Genomic DNA, 20,664 nt, shown 5'->3' on the forward strand with positions numbered 1-20,664 from the left:
CAATTAGAACAAAAATCTATGAGCCAACCGCTCTATCCTCGACAATAACTCAGGCATATGGACCGGTTTGACTACATAATCATCGGCACCCATCTGCAGGGCATGTACAATATCCGCCTGATTATTCCTTCCCGTCAACATGATCACTAATATATTTACTTCCGGATACGTTTTGCGGATTCTTTCCAGAACTTCTACTCCATCCAGATCAGGCATCACACCATCCAGCAAAATAATATATTTCTCATCCACGGCATACCAATCCGATTGCAGGAAATCAAGCCCATTCGCATAGCTGCTAACCTTCACCTCAGCAATATTCTCCGGCTCCCAAATGGCGAACTGACTGGTCACAATTCTCCGAATTAGCGTATCGTCATCCACAACAATCACATTCAGAAGCGAATGCTTTTTAGTAGTGGATAAATGGTCCGAATAAAGCGTTGTCTGATTCCTTCCAGCATGCTTACTGGCATAAAGAGCCTGATCTGCTTCCTCAATCAATTTATCGGCTATATTCTCGGCATCTGTTACCTCAGAAATCCCGCTAGAGATAGTCACATGAAAGATTTCATTTTTCGCAAAAAAGTCAGTCGCCGCAAACCGCTCTTGAATACGCTGTATAACCAACATTGCAGATTCCGCATCCGTGTGAGGTAAGAACACTGCAAACTCTTCTCCCCCATAACGGCAAAAGGTATCCTCCAGACGGATGGAATTCTTCACAAGCTCGGAAAAGCCCTGCAGAACTTCGTCTCCGATTAGGTGACCATATGTATCATTAACGTTTTTAAAATAATCCAAATCAATCAGCGCTAACGAAAATACGCGGTTGGTCCGCTTAAAATCACCAATCAGCTGCTTCATGACTTGATTAAAGTGTTTGCGATTGAATGCGCCGGTCAAATCATCCACGATGATGGACTCCTGCCATTCTCTTTTGAGCTGAAAGCGATTTTTGATCAATACCAGAAATAAATCAATATCTACAGGCTTCGGTAAAAAATCCATCACCCCCAGCGAATACGCCTGCATTTGCGTCGCTTTGGAGTACTCCCCACTTATAATGATAATGGGAATTCGTTCTTTTTTAGCCTTGCCGATAATTTGGTTCAACACCTCAATCCCGCTTTTATCCGGTAAAAGAATATCCAGCAGAATGAGATCTGGTTTCGTTTCATAAAAGATTTTGAGTCCCCGTTCAGCAGATAAGGCAATGCTTACATAGTAATTCTGCCTCTCCAACGACTCTTTCAGATAAGCAACTAACTCTACATCATCGTCGATAAGAAGAATATCATTCTGCGTGAGCGTCTCAGCAGGTCCCTTTTTATCCAATGCTTTGACAGAGCTTGAAGCTGCCAATGAATGGACATTAAACAATGGAATCAGTGGATATAAATAATCCCCCCATTCCTCGACTGACCAACTCTTAAGACTGCTTTCCATGAAATAGGGCAGCGTATCCTCGGCAAATTGTTCGACATCTGGTAATCCGACAGTTCCAGCAGTGCCTTTTAAATTATGCAAAAAACGATAAATGTCCTTTTCCTTCACTTCCGCCTGTTCCGTCCATTCCTGGAGGGTCATCTTCGTTCTTTGCTCAACCATGTCTTTATATTTTTGTGTAGTCATATTTACTCCTTCAGACTATCATATCAAACTCTCAGTTCATCACATTTTTTATAGGCTGTCAAATGAATTTTCTATAATTTCAGCTGCCAAAACAAATATTTAATCAAACTGACAAAAAACCTTTGGTTGAAGCTTGTTTCATCATTTGCAATAATAGTTGGAATGGTTCATTCCGTATACACGGTGAAATCAACAAATACAAAGGGAGGCTGTATTCATGAAGGGGATTATTACTGTATTAGGAAAAGATAAAGTAGGGATTATCGCTAAAGTATGTACATATCTAGCCGAACACAATTTGAACATTCTGGATATTTCGCAGACGATTGTTCAAGATTATTTTAACATGATGATGATTGTAGACATTTCTAGCTCAACTAAAGCTTTTGAGAATATTGTAGAGGAATTACATTTGCTTGGCGAATCGATTGGCGTGGAAATCAAGCTTCAGCATGAGGATATTTTTAATATTATGCACCGAATCTAGGAGGATGGCTGACCATGATATCACTAGTGGAAGTACAAGAAACGAATAAGATGATTCGTGAAATGAATCTGGATGTGCGTACCATAACGATGGGGATCAGCCTCATGGATTGTGCCCACACGGATATGCGCACCTTTAATCAAAATGTATATGACAAAATCACCAGATCCGCTGAAAAGCTCGTAAAGACGGGTGAAGATCTGGAAAGACAATTTGGGGTTCCTATCGTTAACAAACGGATTTCTGTCACACCCATCGCTATTGCCGCTGGTGCGGTGAAGACAGATACCTATGTACCTGTTGCTGAAATCCTGGACAAGGCTGCAAAAGAGGTAGGCGTTAACTTTATCGGCGGCTTCTCTGCACTTGTACAAAAAGGCTGCACCAAAGGCGATCGTATTCTGATCGACAGTATTCCAGAAGCATTGGCAGTCACTGAAAGAGTCTGCTCCTCGGTCAATGTCGGTTCCTCCAGAAGTGGAATCAACATGGATGCTGTGAAATTAATGGGTGATATCATTATCCAAACTGCGGAACGCACCAAGGATCGGGATTCCATCGGCTGCGCCAAGCTGGTAGTCTTCTGTAATGCCGTTGAGGACAACCCTTTTATGGCCGGAGCATTTCACGGGGTTGGAGAGCGGGAATGTGTCATCAACGTTGGCGTCAGCGGTCCTGGTGTCATCAAACGTGCGCTTGAAGAGGTTCGAGGACAGGATTTTGAAACCTTATGTGAAACCATTAAACGGACAGCCTTCAAAGTCACACGTGTCGGTCAGCTAGTTGCTCAAGAGGCTTCCAAACGGATGAATGTTCCTTTTGGGATTATCGATCTATCCTTAGCTCCTACTCCAGAAATCGGAGATTCCATTGCCGAAATCTTTCAAGTCATGGGTCTGGAGGAAGCTGGGGCTCCGGGAACAACCGCTGCTCTGGCGATCCTAAATGACAATGTTAAAAAAGGTGGCGTGATGGCCTCCTCCTATGTAGGTGGACTTAGTGGAGCCTTTATTCCAGTCAGTGAAGATCACGGCATGATTCAAGCGGTTCAGCGGGGTGCCCTTACACTAGAGAAGCTGGAAGCTATGACCTGTGTGTGTTCCGTGGGACTGGATATGATCGCTATCCCCGGAAGCACCACCAAGGAGACCATTTCCGGCATCATCGCTGATGAAGCTGCAATCGGCATGGTGAATAACAAAACCACTGCGGTTCGCGTGATTCCAGTAATCGGCAAGGACGTTGGTGAAATGGTCGAATTTGGCGGCCTGCTCGGATATGCACCAGTTATGGCAGTGAATGGCTTCAACTGCGCGAATTTCGTTAATCGTGGCGGACGAATCCCTGCACCAATTCATAGCTTTAAGAATTAATAGAAACCTCTAACAGCAAGTCCCTATTTGTACTTAGGAGACTTGCTGTTTTTTTATATTCTAAAGCTGAGAATATTAGTTTATCTTGATTAAGCCCGTTGAATGCCGATATTAGGCGTTCCGCCAGTCAAATCGATAAATAATACATAATCATTTCCATCTGTGCCCTTCAGCACGAGACCCGTCTGACCTACAGCACCTACAGAAAAGTATCGAACCTGTTGCAGGCTGGTAGGAGCGCCTGGTGGCAATGTTGCTTGGTTCGTAGCGATCAACCGGGTTGCAGCTCTGATGGTGCCTGCCCCGCTAATTTCACCGGTAACCCCCAGATGACCGAGTATGGATTCACTGCCGTTCACATTTAGGCTTCCCATTATAGTCTGACTACCATTCAAATGCAGATTCGAATCGATAGTCTCATTTCCATTAACGTGCAGATCATTTTGAATGGTCTGACTTCCTGTAACTAGAACGCTATCGAAGGTTGGCAAGGCGATCATCCCTTTCAGGTTTTATAGTATATCTTATGTTAAACAAGCCAGCCCTGTCATAGATAGATATACAGCTTTCACTAAATCCGCTTTTTATCTTCGAGACTCTGATTAATGGTCTTATACCTAAAGTCAAAATAACCCCCTACACATATAATGATTAGCAAGACTCGGTGCTAGAGCGGACGACTGGCTCCACAGAACACAGGAGGAATTATGAAGAAGACAGCTAATAGGCTCACTCCTGAAAGGCCTTCAAGTCACGAAGTCACCATCAGCCAAGTTAATCCATCGCAACACCATAACCTCATCCTAGAGATGAACTCTTATAGAGCAGAGCCTTTGCAACGGGAACTCAAACAATTAAGAATATTGCTGCTGGTTCCTACAGAGGCAAGCGGTAAAATGCCTAATGTACGACTTTTTAAAGATCAACTAAGGCATCTGGTCAAAGAAGTACTTGCTATTAAATTCCAGCATAATCTGGAGGAATATTTAGCCCATTTTCAACCTGATCTAATATTAGCTCTAGGATCGGAGACCCTATTTCCGGAGGAGAACCTCCCTGCTCTGAAAGCTTCCAACGTTCCCAAAGCGGTATGGATGGCAGATGCCGCTTGTCTTACTCCAACAGAACGTAATCTGGCATTGTTGTTCGATTATATTTTCACACAGAACATAGCTAATCTGATCTATTACCAGGGTTTATGGGGCAAACACTCCAGCTATCTCCCATATGCTGCGGATACGGATCTCTATTATCCAAGACGTGTGGAGGACTGTTATAAGAGTGATGTACTCATTCTGGGCGATTTTCAAATCGATAGTGTGCTTTACACGTTGGCGTATTCAGACCTACTTCAAGGCCTTAAGGTAATGATCGACGGGCGTGGTTGGGAACCCCCCAGAAATTTCATTGATATCACCCATAGTAAAGATATGTCCAGCTATTATAATGGAGCAAAAATCGTCATCAATTGCACTGGTTCTGTGCAGCAGATTATGGAGGTCACCGCTTGCGGTGTATTTCAGTTAGTGGAGGATCATCCCCATCTTCATAATTACCGAATTGCAGAAGAAGATCTCATTCGTTTCCAGAACTTCAAAGAGCTCTCCGATAGCTTTAAGCACTATTTTTCACATAGTGAAGAAAGAAGAATTTCTGCCTCTCGTGCCCTAAAGGAACTTAAATATAACCATTCTTATATCCAGCAAGGAAAGTTACTGCTGAGAAAAATATTCAAGGAACCATAGGGGGTGACCTGACTTGAAATGCATTGCTTTTGTATTGCCTCAGTTTCATCAGATCTCAGAGAACGATTCCTGGTGGGGTGAGGGTTTTACAGAATGGACAAATGTCAGGAAGGCTGCAGCCCTTTATCCTGAACATGATCAGCCCAAGAAGCCATTAAATAATTACTACTATGATTTAACGGATCCTAAAGTGAAACAATGGCAGGCAGAGACCGCAAGGGCTCATGGCATTTACGGTTTTTGTTATTATCACTATTGGTTTAATGGCAGGCGGCTACTGGAACAACCGGTTCAGCAGATTCTTGCGAGCAAAGAGCCTGACTTCCCCTTTTGCCTTTCTTGGGCTAACGAACCCTGGACACGTAGCTGGGATGGCACCGAAGAGGATGTCCTGATGCCACAGGAATACGGAGAAGAACGGGATTGGCGAATGCACTTTTTTGCTTTGCTGGAAGCCTTCAAAGATGATCGTTATATCCGGGTGGAGGATAAGCCTGTCTTTATCATTTATCGGTCTGCTAGTATCCCGCACTGTGAAGAAATGCTTCAATATTGGCGCGAATTGGCTCTGCAGAACGGACTTAAAGGACTTCATCTGGTCCGGACACTGGGCGGTTTCCCCCTAAAGAAAGAGCAAGGATTCGATGCCAGTCTGGAATTTGAGCCGCATTACACATTCGCACATGGCGGGGTTAAGCATTTATGGAGCTCAAAGCAGGTGGAGGATCAGAGGCATATCGTAATTGATTATGATGAGTTATGGGAATCCATGTTGGAGCGGACACCCCATAGAGACGGAGAAATCATATATCCGGGAGCCTTTGTCAACTGGGATAACACACCACGTAAAGGCCCTGCCGGACAAAGCACCTTAGGCGCTAATCCTCAAAAATTCGGCCAATACCTTTCACGACAAATTGAGCGCGCCAAAAAAATGTTCAAAAGTGAATATATTTTTATCAACGCCTGGAATGAATGGGCTGAAGGGGCCTACCTAGAACCGGATGTACGTTATCAATATCAATACTTGCAAGCCGTTAAGGAAGCCTTACAGTTTCATCACAAAGAAGATCCTTCTTAGCCGTAGCGCCAGAAGGATCTTTTTCATTTTATGTTATCTTTCAGATGACTGCACTTTGGCACTTCTTGCACTCACCAATCTCCAGCCAGTTAATAAAGCAGCCACTAGACATATCGATGCCGAGGTTACAAACACTACATGCATGCCCTCGATAAATAACTCTGGCCGACCAGGAACTAGCCCTGTCACCCTATAGCCGGCTTTACTGCTCATCACTTGAAAAAGTATTGTAGTAGCAATTGTTATGCCGACAACCATACCAACATTACGAACTAACGAATTGACACTACCCGCAGAACCAAGCTGTGTTCTTGGTACCTTAGACATGACAAGCGAATTGTTCGGCGATTGAAATAGACCACTTCCTATCCCCAGCATAGCGATCCACACACCTACCAGCACAACAGAGCTTCCTACATGAAGCTGTGCTAATCCGAACTGCGCAATAACCATGACCACCAGCCCTGCAAAAGTCAAAAATTCCGAGCCTATTTTATCCGATAGCGCTCCACTCATTGGAGCCACGACTACCATACATATCGGCAGCAGCATTAACAAAAAGCCTGCATAGAATGGCGATAAATTAAGCATGTTCTGTGCATAAAACGGCGCGATAATATTGAAGCAGAAATTCGCTGTAAATACGAGAAAACCACATAAGATACTTAAAGAAAACAACGGATTCTTAAATAATGACAGCTGCAACAGCGGTTCTTTTCTGCGAAGCTCCATCCATATGAAAGCAACGAAGCTGACTACAGCAACAATTATTGATGTAACAATTAAGCTGTTACCATATCCAAGCTGTTGACCTAGTAATAATCCTGCGAACAAAGTAATAATAAAGACAGCGAACAGTAAACTGCCCGGCACATCAATCGAAGATTTCACTCTCGTTAAATCCTTAGGCAATACCTTCCAGCCAAAAAATATAGCGATCAGGCCAATAGGGACGTTTACCCAAAAGATATACTCCCAGCCTAAGGTGGAAACCATAATCCCGCCTAAACTTGGGCCAGCTATACTTCCCAGAGACACGAATGTACCAATGAAACCAAGGGCTTTGCCACGCTCCGTGGCAGGAAAGATATCCGTAACAATTCCCTGACTGTTCGCCATGGTCATCGAAGCACCTAAGGCTTGAACAACGCGTGAAGCAATTAAGGCTGGTAAGCTTACACTAAGCCCACACAGCATAGATCCAATAACAAATACAATCGTGCCAATCTTAAAAATTCGAATCTTTCCTACGATATCTCCAAGCTTGCCGAAGAAAAGGATCGCCGCACAGATCGCCATTAAATATCCTGTTGTTACCCATTCGATTTGCGCCATGGGCAGCTTCAGTTGTTTGGATAGCTCAGGCAGAGCAATATTGACAATACTACCATCAAGGGTGGACATGAACGTAAAAATATTCAGAACAATTAAGATCATCCAGCGTTTCTTCTGAATTTCTTTATCCTCCTGATAGGTTGCACTTACAGAACTCATAACTAACACCTCATTAAATATTAATAATCACTGTTTAGTTGCGCACGCAACCAAACTCGCCATACCCAGTGTACAACAATTTAGTTGCGTGCGCAACGACTTTATTGTACACTTTATTTCAAGGCAACAAATGAGCGAACATATAACCCAAAGAGGTGTCTATATTGGCAAGAGAGCCTATCGGGAAGCTAATTTCCCATCTTCACCGTCAAAATCAAAAGAAACTGGTTAAGCAATTTGTCCCCTATGGAATCGGTAGTGGTGGACAGCATAGCTTTCTTAAATTGATTCTTTCTCGGCCAGGCATTACTCAGGATCAGTTAACTGCCGAATTGAAGTTCGATAAAGCAACTACAGCACGTTCTGTGAAGCAATTAGAGAATTCGGGATATATCGAGCGCAAAGACGATCCTAATGATCGACGCTCTCACCTTCTATATCCTACCCCAAAAGCCATTGATTTCTTCCCAGTTTTACAGTCCATCTTAGATGAATTTAATAAAAGCCTTGTTGGCCATTTAACCGATGAAGAAGTAGAGCAACTACATTTCCTGCTGCAAAAAATCAGCAAAAACGAAGAATAGAACATAAGAAAAAGGATGTCCCACAGCCATTAGGCTGTTGAGACATCCCACGTTTACTTTTGCTTTACGAGCTCAGTAACTTCTTCCGTAATCTCTTCTCCGCCCATACTCTTCCATTTAGCTACAAACGCATCAAAATCACTAAGCGGTGAATCACCCACAATGATATTTAAGAACGTCTCATTCTCCAGATTCTGCAGTTCCGGCCATTTAGTCTTCATAAGCCGGGTGTTCCCATAAAAGACCCCACGCACTCCCTCTATAGCAGTTGAGGTTAACACAGCTACTCCATATTTATACGCATTCGCTGCTTTCCAGCCTTCAAGATCTTTTTTGGGCTGCTCTGTTTCCGCTACCCATTGATCATAAATGAGCCGGGTATCAGAATTTAATGTATCCGGGTCTATCTTTCCGTGCAAAGCCTGCTGGATATCAGCATAATGTTTCTCAATCGCATCCCTATAATCTATCAGAAGATCGAACGGATAATATGCACGCAGCTGAATGCCTGTCTGCGCAGAGAAATCACCCAGCTTTTTTACCTCCTCTTGATTAGGATCCTGTCTTCTTTCGAGTCTTGTAAACACGTTTAATTGCTTGATTACAGCCTCAGGATGTTCAAACCCTTTACGCACAACAAGATATCGATCTGTTACCGGCGCTAAATGAGCGACAAACTTACCGGAATCGTCAACTGGAGCTGCATATGCTCTCCATTCTGCCTTCGTATCCAAAGCCACTGCCTCTGATAAAGGATAATAAGGCATCCACCAAGGACCAAAAAACATCCCGGATTTACCTGTAATAATAGGCTCCTGAGTTTCCTTATATAGTGCAAAGTCCGGATCCAGCAACCCGCGTTTATACCAATCAGCAAGTTTAGCAAGCGCTTGTTTGGTCTCTGGTGTAATGGAGCCATACACGATATTGCCGTTGTTATCCTTAATCCAATTCGTGGGGAAAGCGTGAAATGCACTAAACACAGCATCCAGACCATTAACTAATGGTTTAGTTCCATATACGATATTTTTGTAGCCGCTTAGACCGACGGTATCTCTTTTTCCATTTCCATCAGGGTCTTTTTCAATAAAAGCTTTGGCAATTTTCTCGATGTCTTCAAAAGTTTGAGGAGGCCGCAGCTCCAGCTTCTCCAGCCAATCCTGACGAACCCAGAGCAGCACGGGAGAGTCAGCATCAATAGCTACATTCGGTAATCCATATAGTTTACCATCGCGGGAAGCGTCCTCTAATGCCTCACCCTTTGTAGAATTGTACATATCCTTGATAAGTTCAGATCCATATATTTTATAAGTCTCTGTCAAATCTTCAATCATATCATTATCAATTAATTTCTTCAGTTGATCCCGATCCACAACCATGGCATCAGGCAAATCGTTGCTATCAATGGCAAGCTGTACCTTTTGCGTAAAAGCATCCTCACCCTTCGCTTCCCAGGAGTGAACCACTTTGATATTCGTAATGCTCTCTAAATAACGGGTGATTGGATTGTTATCGTTACTGTCACCTGTATTAAGCCGCGAGTCGGGAACCTTAAACCCTACTCGGATCACAATCGGATCCTCATATTTGCTATAAGCGATAGAAGTAGCCTCATCCCCTGCCTGAGGGCTTGCAACCGAATCTACAATACCAATATTGTCACGACATGATGTCATTCCAATGACCATAAACACTAGGAGGATAGATTTCCAAAATTTCATATTTGGTTTTTCCCCTCCGCACGGAATTCACTTGGTAATTTACCAATACGTTCTCTGAACAATCTGCTGAAATAACGATCATCCTCAAAACCGGACCGCGAAGCAATCTCACAGACGGGAAGAGTAGTCTCCAGCAGCAGTGATTTGGCGAGCTCCAGCCGCATTCCCCGTAAACATTCACCAAATGTCTCTCCGGCAAAACGAGCGAAACATTGGCTGAAATAACCACGGCTCATATTAATGACGGCTGCTACGTCGCTCTGATTGATTTTGTCACCTGCATGGCTCTGCATATAACGAACTGCACGAATAAGACAGGACATAACCTCTTTAGTTAATCCAAGCTCCAGCATTCTTCGTCCCACATGATCAGAAAATCGCCGCAGCCAGTTCTTCCAATGGCACCAGTTCAGATTATGGGAGATGTCCCTTTCCAGTTGAGCAGCATCTTCAGGCTTTAAAAGTAAAGAACTCCAGCTTTGTATTAGAGAGTGTGCAAACGCCAGAAACTGATCAGAACGGGGTTTCTGCTGAAGTATGTTTGCTACAAATTTCTCCCACTCATTTCCATCAATTGTCCACTTCAAATTCTGTGCTTGCTCCAGCAGATTATCCGCCTCTTGTTTTGAGTAGGGAGCCGCTGGTTCCTTCTTTATGTCTTCATATTTCAATGAGGTCAAATCCTCAGGTTCAGGATGATAAAATAGAATACGGCGTAATTTCGCAGTGAGCTGTTCCTCCAGTTCCTGCAAGGGTTGATCTCTCAATCCACTGATCAGCGCGGTCTGCCATCGTCCGGATAGCTGGATCTTAAGCTCACGTTTGCTCTCATCTATTGAGAAACGATGTAATAAGGGCGACATCCACATCTCATGAAAAGTAATGAGCGGATTATTTTTCACGCTGGACAGCTGAAATAATTCTTCTTCATTGCACTGATGATATAGGGGCAAATACAGCAGAGCCTTATCAGCAGCCATACGTTTACTTTCCCCACGAACCAGCGCATCCCGTGTATTGTCCTCCCATTTAATACGATCGACAAGACGTCTGATGGTTTCATCCGCATTTTCCATCTCAAGCAGTGTTTTTACAATATAGTCAACGGCTCCTAAACGCATAGCCTCCTGAACATAGTCAAATTCATGATGACAAGTAAGGACAACACAGCGAATGCCTGCGAACCGTTGTCTAACCATTTTAATGAGCTCGAAGCCTGAAATGCCTGGCATGGTCAAATCCACAAATAATAAATCTACTTCCTGCTGTTGAAGCAGCTCCAAAGCAGATTTACCATCACCTGCCTCCCCAACTATAACAATCCCTAAGGATGACCAGTCGATCAGGGATATGAAGCCTTTTCGCACGAGTCTCTCGTCATCGACAACTACAGCCTTAATCATCGAAGTCCTCCTTACCTTTCCTCGGAATCACAATGGATACAACCGTACCTTCTCCTGGATTACTGAACATCTCTAGCTTCATTTGTTCTCCATAATAGGTTCTAAGCATCCGGTTCACATATGAAAAACCAATTCCAAGTCCCCTTTTTTTCGCTCCATCATCAGACAACAGCTGATCTAATGTATCTGCATCCATCCCAGCGCCATTGTCTCTCACACATAGCTGAACCTCTCCTTCACCATGTTTCGTTATCTCAACATCTACCTTGCCATTATCGCTTAATCCATGATAAATCGAGTTCTCCACCAGAGGCTGAAGCAAAAATCTCGGGACAGCCACAGACAATACATCCTCATCAGCTTCAACGTTAAATTCAAATTCATAATCATAACGAATACGCTGCAGCTCCATATAATTTCGAATCGCTTCAATTTCCTCGCCAATGGTAACAATGATGCTTTGCTTGCCCAGATTATAATGCAGCACCTTTACAAGAAGAGTGACCAGCTTGTCGATCTCCTTCTGGCCGTTTAACCGGGCCATCCACTGTACCGTATTTAAGGTATTATGCAAAAAATGAGGATTGATCTGGCTGAGCAACTTCTCAATCTCAAATTGGCTTTTCTGTTTCTCATTATGGGCAACCGCAACAATCAGCTCATTCACCTGTTTTTTCATCTGCTGAAAGTTGGTAAGCACGAAATCAAATTCTTCCACATTCGTATAGGCTACCGGAGCGGTAACATTTTCCGCCATTCGGTTGATTTCAAGGTTGACCTTACGCAACGGACCATAAATTTTCCTCCAGATGATCCAAGCCAGAAATCCGGCAAAAAGAAGAGTGGAGAAGGCAAGTAAGATCATTTTATAAAACCAAGAATAAATTTCACTGTTGAATTCTGATTTTTTCACAACAGCAATAAGTTTCCAGCCCTGAGGACTCGCGTAACGAAACAGATGATATCCGCTTAGCGTTTCATGGGTGAGATTGGAGTTGCTTCCCGCAGCTTTAATAATACTTAGCGGAAGTTTGCCGTCGATCACTTTTGTACTATTACCTTGCTGATTGACCAGCAGATGATTTACTTTCATCCCGTAGGACTCCTGATTGAAGATTTTGCGAAACAAACTATAATTCGTCTCCAAATAAATATAAAGCTTATGCTGGCCCGGCACACGGACAATCCGCTGCTCCGAGAATACGAGATTATCACCAACAGCGTACATAGTGGGATGTGGTCCATAATAGTCAGCCCCGTTATATCGCATAAAAGACGGCAATGTACTGATATCAAAATTTCTGCGTGCGCTCATGTTGGTGAACAGAACGGGATCATCGCTGTCCGGCATAATGTAGGCTGTAAGTCCAATATAAGGGTTCGTAAAATTGACTAGATTGATCTTCTGGTTGATGGAATTCATCATTTGCGATTTGCGAAAAATTTGTTTTTCCTGAATAAATGAGGACATCTCCTGCACAATCTGACCGTCCAGAGCAAACTGCTTGGAGGCAAAATCCATATTGTCGATGGCATTCTCCAGGCTTGAGGCTTCCTGTCTCAGACTAGCGCTGATCCCGTTGCCAATTTTACCTGAAAGGATGGAGTAAATAGAGGTGTAGGTTACGAATCCTACTAAGAGAAGCGGAAGTAATGTTCCGATTACTAGATAGATAAATAAGGTATTGCGTAAGGATTTGACAGCTGGAGTATGACTCCGCAGGGGTACTCTTACCATCTGGATTATCCTCTTCTTTCTATTTGAAAGCGTTTTATATTAATGTGAGAATACCACATTTATCCTTAATTGAATAGAATAAGGCAGAACAGCCTCCACGCCGCCCCGCCTTATTTTATAGTTACTAGCCGTGTTTATTTAACGCTTTTACGGGCCTCGAACAATTCCTCAGCCTTTTTAATCGAGAAATCCATAACTTCGGAATACCCAAGACCATTTACCTTATCATGCATTTCTTTATTCAACTTGTCGTATTCCGCTTGATCTTTAGCAAAGACCATTTTCCAGGAAATCTGTTGAATAACCGTGCCGATTTGTTTATTCTTTTGTTCCACTGTTTTATCCATGGTTAATGGTTCTTTGCCAGTGAAGCCTTGTGGTGCTACAGCCAATAGATTGTTTTTCTCAAAATACTCCTTAGGAGTCAGAACGCCCATTTTCGCTCTCCAGTCACTATCAAGCTTGGAAGGGTTACGCTCTAGGGTTGTTGTCCACAAATTATGATCGAATGGCTCACTATTCTCTGGATTCACCATCGCCGGAACCACAAACGAGAAGTTCATTTGATTGGAGCCATAGTAGTAGTCACCCCCGCCGTATTCAGCAGGAACTTGAGTATTCTGTTGATCAGTATAAGCTTTCCAACCAAAATCAGTCACTGCAGGTTTGCCGTTTGCATCAATATCCCAAGTCAGACCTTGAGGTCCGTTAGGTACTGCTGTACCACTTCCTGCAGAAATCATTGCACCTTCCGGTGTGTACATCCAGTTAATGAATTCCATAATTCTAGCAGGTTCCTTAGCTTTTGCGCCGATTGCAATAATACCGTTACCACCGTAAACATTGAAGCCTGTGGAATACATCAATTCATCTTTGAACGGAACCAGCGCAAAACCTTTACCTTCGGCTGTTCTTTCTGGTGTATTGTAGTTAGCAGCTCCAAGCCATGGGAACCAAGAGAACAATAGACGACCATCTTTGTATTTCGCTACAACATCGTCAAATTTTTGCGTCATAGAGTCCGGATCAACCAGACCCATTTGGTTAGCTTCAAAATACAGTTTGAGTGATTTCATGTACCAGCTATCTTCGGATAAGAAGTCATAATACTTTTCTTCATCTGCCTTAACATACACAGCAGTATCAGGAATTTCGTCATAGCCCATCATGTTTGCGAACTGTTTAGCCAATGTCATTTTATAGTTGCCATCCCAATCAGACCACATCGAGAAAGCATAGGTTTTTTTGCCTTGTTCATTCTTAGGCTCGAGCTCTTGCATTTTTTTCAGCACAGGCAGATAATCTTCAATCTTTGTAATTTCTGGCGCTCCAATTTGTTGGTAAAGATCAAAGCGCAGGTCTGGACCCCAAGTCATATCTTTTCCTTCAGAAGGTCCGGATGGATTAGAAGCTACGCTGTTCCCCATACCAAAGACTGATGATCCACCGCCAAAAGCTACCTTTGCTTTCTCAATAGCTTTTGGAAAAGTGCTGGAAATGTCTTTTCCGTATTTGTCCAAAAGACCGTCCTGTGTCCAGTCCAAGAGCAGCTTTCCTTTGATGGCATTTGGATAGTGATTCTTGTCGTCACCGAAAATGATGATATCTCCAAGATCTCCGGAAGCCATCATTGCAGAGATTTTGGTATCTCCACCAGTCAGGTTTGAAGCTACAATGTCCATTTCGATGTTGAACTTATCCTTGATAATTTTTGCAAACCATCCGGTCTGTGGACCGGCATAGTTAGCGGTTGTTGAGAATACAGTCAGCTTCAGCGGCTTGGAATGATCAAGCGCTCCGTCATCCGGTGCTGCTGTCTCTTCCGCCGGGGCATTCGTGGCAGCCGACGTAGGTTTCTCTGTGCTCGTGTTTTTGCCCGAGTTAGCCGTATTATTCCCCCCGCCACATGCTGCAAGAACGAAGACCAGGATTACGGATAGCATGACAAGCGATGCTCTTCTTATTCTCATTGCTTTATACCCTCCCTTTCATCTCTTCACTTATAGTTCAACTCTGCTTATAACAGAGGAAAACCCAGTTCTGGTCCAGAGCGGCCACCCATCAGCCTTTAACCGCACCGATCATAATTCCTTTGACGAAAAAGCGTTGGAAGAACGGATACACGATCAAAATCGGCAATACGACGATCATCGTTACAGTCATCCGCACAGAGGTTGGAGTCTGCATATTCGCTGCACTAGCGGCCATATCTGGCGAATTACGAATTAAGGCTGCGAGCGAGCTGGATTCGTTCAAATAACGCCATAATAAGAACTGGAGCGTAAAGTATTTCGTATCTGTCATCAGAAACGCCGTATCAATAAAGGCATTCCACTGATTCACCGCTGAGAAAATCGTAATCGTAGCCAAGATAGGTGTCGTAAGAGGAACAATGATACTCCAGAACACCCGGAAGTAACCTGCTCCATCCATTGACGCCGACTCCTCAAGTGAGGGAGGAATAGCCTCGACGAAGGTTTTGACCAAAATGATATTAAAAGGAGTAATAATGGTTGGCAAAATATAAGCCAGGTAATTATTAGTCAGATGCAAGTTATGCATGGTGATATACCATGGGATCAGCCCTGCGCTGAAATACATCGTAACTACAACACTGCGGTACCAAATACTCCGGCCCCACATTTCCTTTTTGGTGAACAAGTACCCAAGAAATGCCGAAGATCCAACGGTGAGCAAAGTACCAACAACTGTTCTATAAATAGAGACTGTCGCCGCATGGCCTAAACCACTGATTCTTAGAACCTTACTATAGTTATCAAAATGGATCTGCCTTGGATAAAATTTGATATACCCTGCTGCGCTAAGATCATTCGAACTGATCGTATTAATGAACAAATAGTAGAATGGATAAATGCATGACAGGGTGAACAATCCAAAGAGTGTGTAGATAATAATTTGAAAGATTAATTCTCCAGAAGTTAGTTTTTTCTTTCTCAAATGGGATCACCCCTGCCTTAAATGATAGATTCGTCACGCACCATCTTGGATAATGTGTTTGCCGCGAACAGTAGAATTACACTAACAACCGACTTCAGCATACTGACAGCTGTGGCAAACGGAAAGTTGTTAGCGAACGCAATATTGTATACATAAAGATCCAGCACTTCTATGGAATCTTTATTCATCGCATTTTGAAAGGCAAAGTACTGCTCCATCCCGTTATTGACCAGGTTACCTATGGAGAGCAGCAGTAGGACAAAGAAGGTTGGGATAAGACCCGGAATGGTAATATGCCAGATTTTACGGAACCGGCTTGCACCATCCACCTCTACGGCTTCATACAACTCCTGATCAATGCCTGCGATTGCAGCAAGATAGAGAATGGCACCCCAGCCTAACGATTTCCACCAATACCAAATGATCATCGTGACCCAAATATTCGAGCTGGAGGCTAAAAAGTTATAACCCTCATCAACGATTCCAAGCTGCACTAAAATGTGTGTGATGACCCCGTTATCAACGGAAAACAACGAGAAGGCCAATGCATATACCAGAATCCAGCTGATAAAGTTCGGAATCGTGGTTAGCGTCTGCACCATCTTGCGATACCAGCCTGACTTAATTTCGGTCAGGAAAATCGCAAAGATCACTGGAAATATCGAGGTGATTAGTCCAAGTGAACTCATGGCAAGAGTGTTCTTCAGCACGCGCACAACCTCTGCGGTCTGTGTTGGATTGGATACAATCGTCTTGAACCATTTCAACCCGACATATGGCGTGTCAGACAACGGTATTCCGGGAATGAAATCATAAAATGCATAAATCCATCCGCTGATCGGCAGATAATAGAAAATAAAGGTGACAACAAGAAACGGAAAAGCCATGAAGAACAATTTATGTTTGTTCTTCATCTTCCAGCGGGATCGATGAACCGGATCGACGCTGGGAAGTAATTCACCAGAAGGTACCCCCATGTCGGAATCTCCTATACCCAGATTTTGATTACGTTTTCATAGTATCAGAACCTTTACGTATGACGAGATAGATCACAGAACGGCCTCACTGGAGAACCGTCTGATGCTTGTGAACCAAATTCGCATCTATTTCGACCATTTTCTACCTAATCGCTGTGAGTCTAGTGATGGAGAGCCTACATGCCTTTGGGCTTATAAAAAGCGGCAGGATGACGGAAATTCCCGTCATCCTGCCGCTGATGGATATGCTTTGTTAAGGGTCGCTATGTCTGCTACATCAACTATGGTGCGCTTTGTCCTCTTCGTCTGCCACATCAACTGTGGTGCGCTTTGTCCTCTTCGTCTGCTACATCAACTATAGTGCGCTTTGTCCTCTTCGTCCGTTATATCAACTATGGTGCGCTTTGTCCTCTTCGTCTGTTACATCAACTATGGTGCGCTTTGTCCTCTTCGTCCGCTACATCAACTATGGTGCGCTTTGTCCTCTTCATTTGTTATGGTCTTTCACACTTCATAGTTTTGGCATCGGACCCAGATGCACTTATTTCCGGAATTCAGCGCATTTCCTCGTACTATCGGACTCAGATGCACCTATTCACACAAATATAGTCCAAATACGAGCATATGCATGCCGATAAGAGCTATACAGTCCGAAACTACGGCTAAGTAGCTCAAAAATCAGCAATAGTGACTATACGGTCCGCAACACTCCATCCATCATTCTTGGGCGCACTTCTATCTAGAATCCATCAAATTTGCTCACGCTATCGGACTCAGGTGCACTTATTTCCGGAATTCAACACTTTTTCTCGTGCTGTCGGACTCAGGTGCAGCTATTCACACAAATATAGTCCAACTGCGAGCAAATCCGTGGCAATAAGAGCTATACAGTCCGAAACTACGGCAAAGTAGCTCAAAAATCAGCAATAGTGACTATACGGTCCGCAACACACTTCATGCAGCTAAATCAGGAACTCTTCTAACGATAATACATCGCATTCCCTCATACTGTCTGACTCATTCTTGGATTCATCACATTTGCTCATGCTATCGGACTCAGATGCACTTATTTCCGGAATTCAACACATTTTCTCGTGCTATCGGACTCAGGTGCAGCTATTCACTCAAATATAGTCCAAATACGAGCATATGCATGCCGATAAGAGCTATACAGTCCGAAACTACGGCTAAGTAGCTCAAAAATCAGCAATAGTGACTATACGGTCCGCAACACTCCATCCATCATTCTTGGGCGCACTTCTATCTAGAATCCATCACATTTGCTCATCCTGTCGGACCCAGGTGCGCTTATTTCCGGGTTTCAACACATTTTCTCGTGCTATCGGACTCAGGTGCAGCTATCCACACAAATATAGCCCAAATACGAGCATATGCATGCCGATAAGAGCTATACAGTCCGAAACTACGGCAAAGTAGCTAAAAAATCAGCAATAGCGACTATACGGTCCGCAACACTCCACGCATCATTCTTAGGCGCACTTCTATCAAGAATCCATCGCATTCCCTCATGCTGTCTGACTCATTCTTGAATTCATCGCATTCCCACCTGCTGTCTGACTCATTCTTGAATCCATGACATTCCCTCATGCTGTCTGACTCATTCTTGAATCCATGACATTCCCTCATCCTATCGGACTCAGATGCTCTTATTTCCAGAATTCATCGCATTTACTCAACCTTCGAACTCAGCTCCCTTACTTCGAGGGTTCATGCTCATTTGTACTCCCAACCACACATAAAAAGCAGCCTCTCAAATGAGGAGCTGCTCCATCACTTTACAACCCTAGTTTGTTTACAACCAATTCAATGCATTCCGCATAATGCGCACTATTTTCCGCTCGTCATTCGAATGCCCGCGCCTTCCGCCATTGCCTAATGCCCGGGCGCCTGATCTTTCCCCTCCGCGGAGGCATCCATTTTCTGGCGCCCCATAAAAAAGGAGGCCAGCAAAGCTAACGCAGCAGGAATAACCGCCCAAGCGAAGGTGTTCGCAATGGAAGAGGAAAGTCCCTCTGTAATTTTGCTCAAAATTTCCGGTGGAATCAGTGCTCTAGTCTCAGGCGACAGCAGGGAATGCGGATCTTTAAAATCCATAACCCCAGCAGCCCCCGCAGAAGCAGCTCCTCCTCCATTTGCTGTGAGCAACTTAGTTAGACTGCCCGAGAAATAATGGCTTTGAATAATGCCAAATGTGGTTATTCCGATGGTCATGCCAAGCGAACGAATGAAATTCAGTGTTGCGCTGGCGGAGCCGCGTTGCTGCGCAGTCAGACCATGAATGGCTGCCGTGCTTAACACAGAGAAGGAAGCGCCAATGCCTAATCCGATTAAAATCATATACAAGGTAACCAAGAGACGTGAAGCTTCCGGAGTAAGCGTTGCTACCAGTCCTGTGCCGATCACCAAAAGTACAAACGTAGGAATCAGCAGATTGCGGTAACTGGTTTTTGCCATCAGGAATCCTCCCGTTGTGGCGGTAATTACTGAGCCGACCATCATCGGCAGCAGGACAAGTCCTGAATTGGTAGCCGAACCCCCTAATACACCTTGGATAAAGATCGGGATATATACGGAAGCCACGATAAATGCAGCACCACTAAATAGCGCGCACAGAATGCTGACGGCGTACAGTCTTTTTTTGAATAACGCAAAGGAAATGATCGGCTCTTTCGCTCTCGTCTCTACAAAGAGGAACACTGCCGCCAATATAGCAAAAGCTGCAAATAAGCCGAGGATCATCGATGAGCCCCAAGCGTATTCTTTTCCACCCAGCTCCAACGCAAACATTAAGCAGATGACAGAGCCCAGCAATGTACCCGCACCCAGCCAATCAATAGGTTGTTTGGAATGCTCATGTGACTCTTTATAAAAGAAAACGACCATCACAAAAGCCAACAGTCCAAGCGGTAAGTTAATATAAAATATCCACTGCCAAGCAATATGATCGGTGATATACGCGCCTAGCAATGGACCAAAAATACTTGATAATCCAAATACCGCACCAAATGCACCGCCCAGCTTGCCCCGTGTCTCCAGCGGTACGGCGTCGAACATTATGGCAAAAGCAATCGGCACTAGCGCGCCGCCTCCAATTCCCTGAATCGCCCGATAAGCAGCCAGCTGAGTAATCGTATCTGCCGTCCCGCAAAGCGCTGAACCCGCCATAAATACAATAATCCCAAAAACAAAAAACTTTTTACGCCCATACATATCAGACAGCTTGCCAAAGATAGGCATCCCCGCCATCTCAGCTACGAGATAAGCTGATGTTACCCAGACAAATTTGTCCATACCGCCTAGTTCCCCAACAATATTGCCCATTGCTGTAGCAACGATGGTGCTGTCCATGGAGGCCATCAGTATTCCCAACAGCAGACCTGCGATTACAATGCCCAGATTGGGCGCTTTGGCAGCACTCATTTATTCCACTCCCCATTGTCAAAAGAT

The 20,664-nt window shown here is 44.0% G+C and carries 15 protein-coding genes; 5 read left to right on the forward strand and 10 right to left on the reverse strand.

Annotated features, from left to right (window positions below; all coding sequences use genetic code 11):
• Positions 1-3 precede the first annotated feature (3 nt).
• Positions 4-1,635 (reverse strand): diguanylate cyclase, encoded by a 1,632-nt coding sequence (locus tag MHB37_RS21060; RefSeq protein ID WP_405168462.1) that lies wholly within the window; start codon positions 1,633-1,635, stop codon positions 4-6.
• A gap of 217 nt (positions 1,636-1,852) precedes the next feature.
• Between MHB37_RS21060 and MHB37_RS21065 the strand changes: the two genes are divergently transcribed.
• The gene (locus MHB37_RS21065) at positions 1,853-2,122 is read left to right on the forward strand and encodes an ACT domain-containing protein (RefSeq protein ID WP_036685776.1); all 270 of its coding nucleotides are present in this window, start codon (positions 1,853-1,855) and stop codon (positions 2,120-2,122) included.
• Between the two features lie 14 nt (positions 2,123-2,136).
• A complete protein-coding gene (locus MHB37_RS21070; protein ID WP_036685774.1) occupies positions 2,137-3,495 on the forward strand; it encodes a PFL family protein in 1,359 nt (452 codons plus the stop codon).
• An 89-nt stretch (positions 3,496-3,584) separates the two neighbouring features.
• Here MHB37_RS21070 and MHB37_RS21075 read toward each other — a convergent pair whose 3' ends face one another.
• Entirely contained in the window at positions 3,585-3,995 is a 411-nt protein-coding gene (locus MHB37_RS21075) for a hypothetical protein (protein WP_248548519.1), read from the reverse strand.
• Between the two features lie 207 nt (positions 3,996-4,202).
• On the opposite strand from MHB37_RS21075, the gene MHB37_RS21080 reads away from it, so the two are divergent.
• A complete protein-coding gene (locus MHB37_RS21080; protein WP_312151270.1) occupies positions 4,203-5,240 on the forward strand; it encodes a glycosyltransferase in 1,038 nt (345 codons plus the stop codon).
• Between the two features lie 13 nt (positions 5,241-5,253).
• Positions 5,254-6,321 carry a glycoside hydrolase family 99-like domain-containing protein gene (locus MHB37_RS21085; protein ID WP_405168463.1) on the forward strand — a complete coding sequence of 356 codons (1,068 nt, stop codon included), beginning with the start codon at positions 5,254-5,256 and terminating at the stop codon, positions 6,319-6,321.
• A 33-nt stretch (positions 6,322-6,354) separates the two neighbouring features.
• Here MHB37_RS21085 and MHB37_RS21090 read toward each other — a convergent pair whose 3' ends face one another.
• Positions 6,355-7,815 carry an MFS transporter gene (locus MHB37_RS21090; protein WP_076190510.1) on the reverse strand — a complete coding sequence of 487 codons (1,461 nt, stop codon included), beginning with the start codon at positions 7,813-7,815 and terminating at the stop codon, positions 6,355-6,357.
• 164 nt (positions 7,816-7,979) lie between these two features.
• Between MHB37_RS21090 and MHB37_RS21095 the strand changes: the two genes are divergently transcribed.
• Positions 7,980-8,399, forward strand: a complete 420-nt coding sequence (locus MHB37_RS21095) for a MarR family winged helix-turn-helix transcriptional regulator (RefSeq protein WP_076130769.1) — start codon at positions 7,980-7,982, stop codon at positions 8,397-8,399.
• 53 nt (positions 8,400-8,452) lie between these two features.
• On the opposite strand, the gene MHB37_RS21100 is transcribed toward MHB37_RS21095, so the two are convergent.
• The 7 genes from MHB37_RS21100 to MHB37_RS21130 all read right to left on the reverse strand — a co-directional run bounded on the left by MHB37_RS21100 (position 8,453) and on the right by MHB37_RS21130 (position 20,637).
• Positions 8,453-10,120 (reverse strand): extracellular solute-binding protein, encoded by a 1,668-nt coding sequence (locus MHB37_RS21100; RefSeq protein ID WP_076130770.1) that lies wholly within the window; start codon positions 10,118-10,120, stop codon positions 8,453-8,455.
• Positions 10,117-11,523, reverse strand: coding sequence for a response regulator (locus tag MHB37_RS21105; RefSeq protein WP_405168464.1), 1,407 nt, complete (start codon positions 11,521-11,523; stop codon positions 10,117-10,119). Before MHB37_RS21105 ends, MHB37_RS21100 begins: the two co-directional genes overlap by 4 nt.
• Positions 11,516-13,261 (reverse strand): sensor histidine kinase, encoded by a 1,746-nt coding sequence (locus MHB37_RS21110; RefSeq protein WP_076215698.1) that lies wholly within the window; start codon positions 13,259-13,261, stop codon positions 11,516-11,518. The genes MHB37_RS21105 and MHB37_RS21110 overlap by 8 nt, the downstream gene beginning before the upstream one ends.
• A gap of 134 nt (positions 13,262-13,395) precedes the next feature.
• Positions 13,396-15,231, reverse strand: a complete 1,836-nt coding sequence (locus tag MHB37_RS21115) for an ABC transporter substrate-binding protein (protein WP_076301774.1) — start codon at positions 15,229-15,231, stop codon at positions 13,396-13,398.
• A gap of 91 nt (positions 15,232-15,322) precedes the next feature.
• The gene (locus MHB37_RS21120; protein WP_036685756.1) at positions 15,323-16,219 is read right to left on the reverse strand and encodes a carbohydrate ABC transporter permease; all 897 of its coding nucleotides are present in this window, start codon (positions 16,217-16,219) and stop codon (positions 15,323-15,325) included.
• A 17-nt stretch (positions 16,220-16,236) separates the two neighbouring features.
• A complete protein-coding gene (locus MHB37_RS21125) occupies positions 16,237-17,196 on the reverse strand; it encodes a sugar ABC transporter permease (protein WP_076130774.1) in 960 nt (319 codons plus the stop codon).
• Between the two features lie 1,893 nt (positions 17,197-19,089).
• On the reverse strand, positions 19,090-20,637 hold the full coding sequence (locus MHB37_RS21130) for an MDR family MFS transporter (RefSeq protein ID WP_076301775.1): 1,548 nt from the start codon (positions 20,635-20,637) through the stop codon (positions 19,090-19,092).
• Positions 20,638-20,664: the final 27 nt, after the last annotated feature.

Source organism: Paenibacillus sp. FSL H3-0286 (assembly GCF_045040705.1).
GTDB lineage: Bacteria > Bacillota > Bacilli > Paenibacillales > Paenibacillaceae > Paenibacillus_AQ > Paenibacillus_AQ odorifer.

Bases quoted from the DNA above. Each gene is read 5' to 3' on its own strand.
- MHB37_RS21060 (WP_405168462.1), bottom strand. From the start codon at position 1,635: ATGACTACACAAAAATATAAAGACATGGTTGAGCAAAGAACGAAGATG.
- MHB37_RS21065 (WP_036685776.1), top strand. From the start codon at position 1,853: ATGAAGGGGATTATTACTGTATTAGGAAAAGATAAAGTAGGGATTATC.
- MHB37_RS21070 (WP_036685774.1), top strand. From the start codon at position 2,137: ATGATATCACTAGTGGAAGTACAAGAAACGAATAAGATGATTCGTGAA.
- MHB37_RS21075 (WP_248548519.1), bottom strand. From the start codon at position 3,995: ATGATCGCCTTGCCAACCTTCGATAGCGTTCTAGTTACAGGAAGTCAG.
- MHB37_RS21080 (WP_312151270.1), top strand. From the start codon at position 4,203: ATGAAGAAGACAGCTAATAGGCTCACTCCTGAAAGGCCTTCAAGTCAC.
- MHB37_RS21090 (WP_076190510.1), bottom strand. From the start codon at position 7,815: ATGAGTTCTGTAAGTGCAACCTATCAGGAGGATAAAGAAATTCAGAAG.
- MHB37_RS21100 (WP_076130770.1), bottom strand. From the start codon at position 10,120: ATGAAATTTTGGAAATCTATCCTCCTAGTGTTTATGGTCATTGGAATG.
- MHB37_RS21105 (WP_405168464.1), bottom strand. From the start codon at position 11,523: ATGATTAAGGCTGTAGTTGTCGATGACGAGAGACTCGTGCGAAAAGGC.
- MHB37_RS21110 (WP_076215698.1), bottom strand. From the start codon at position 13,261: ATGGTAAGAGTACCCCTGCGGAGTCATACTCCAGCTGTCAAATCCTTA.
- MHB37_RS21115 (WP_076301774.1), bottom strand. From the start codon at position 15,231: ATGAGAATAAGAAGAGCATCGCTTGTCATGCTATCCGTAATCCTGGTC.
- MHB37_RS21125 (WP_076130774.1), bottom strand. From the start codon at position 17,196: ATGGGGGTACCTTCTGGTGAATTACTTCCCAGCGTCGATCCGGTTCAT.
- MHB37_RS21130 (WP_076301775.1), bottom strand. From the start codon at position 20,637: ATGAGTGCTGCCAAAGCGCCCAATCTGGGCATTGTAATCGCAGGTCTG.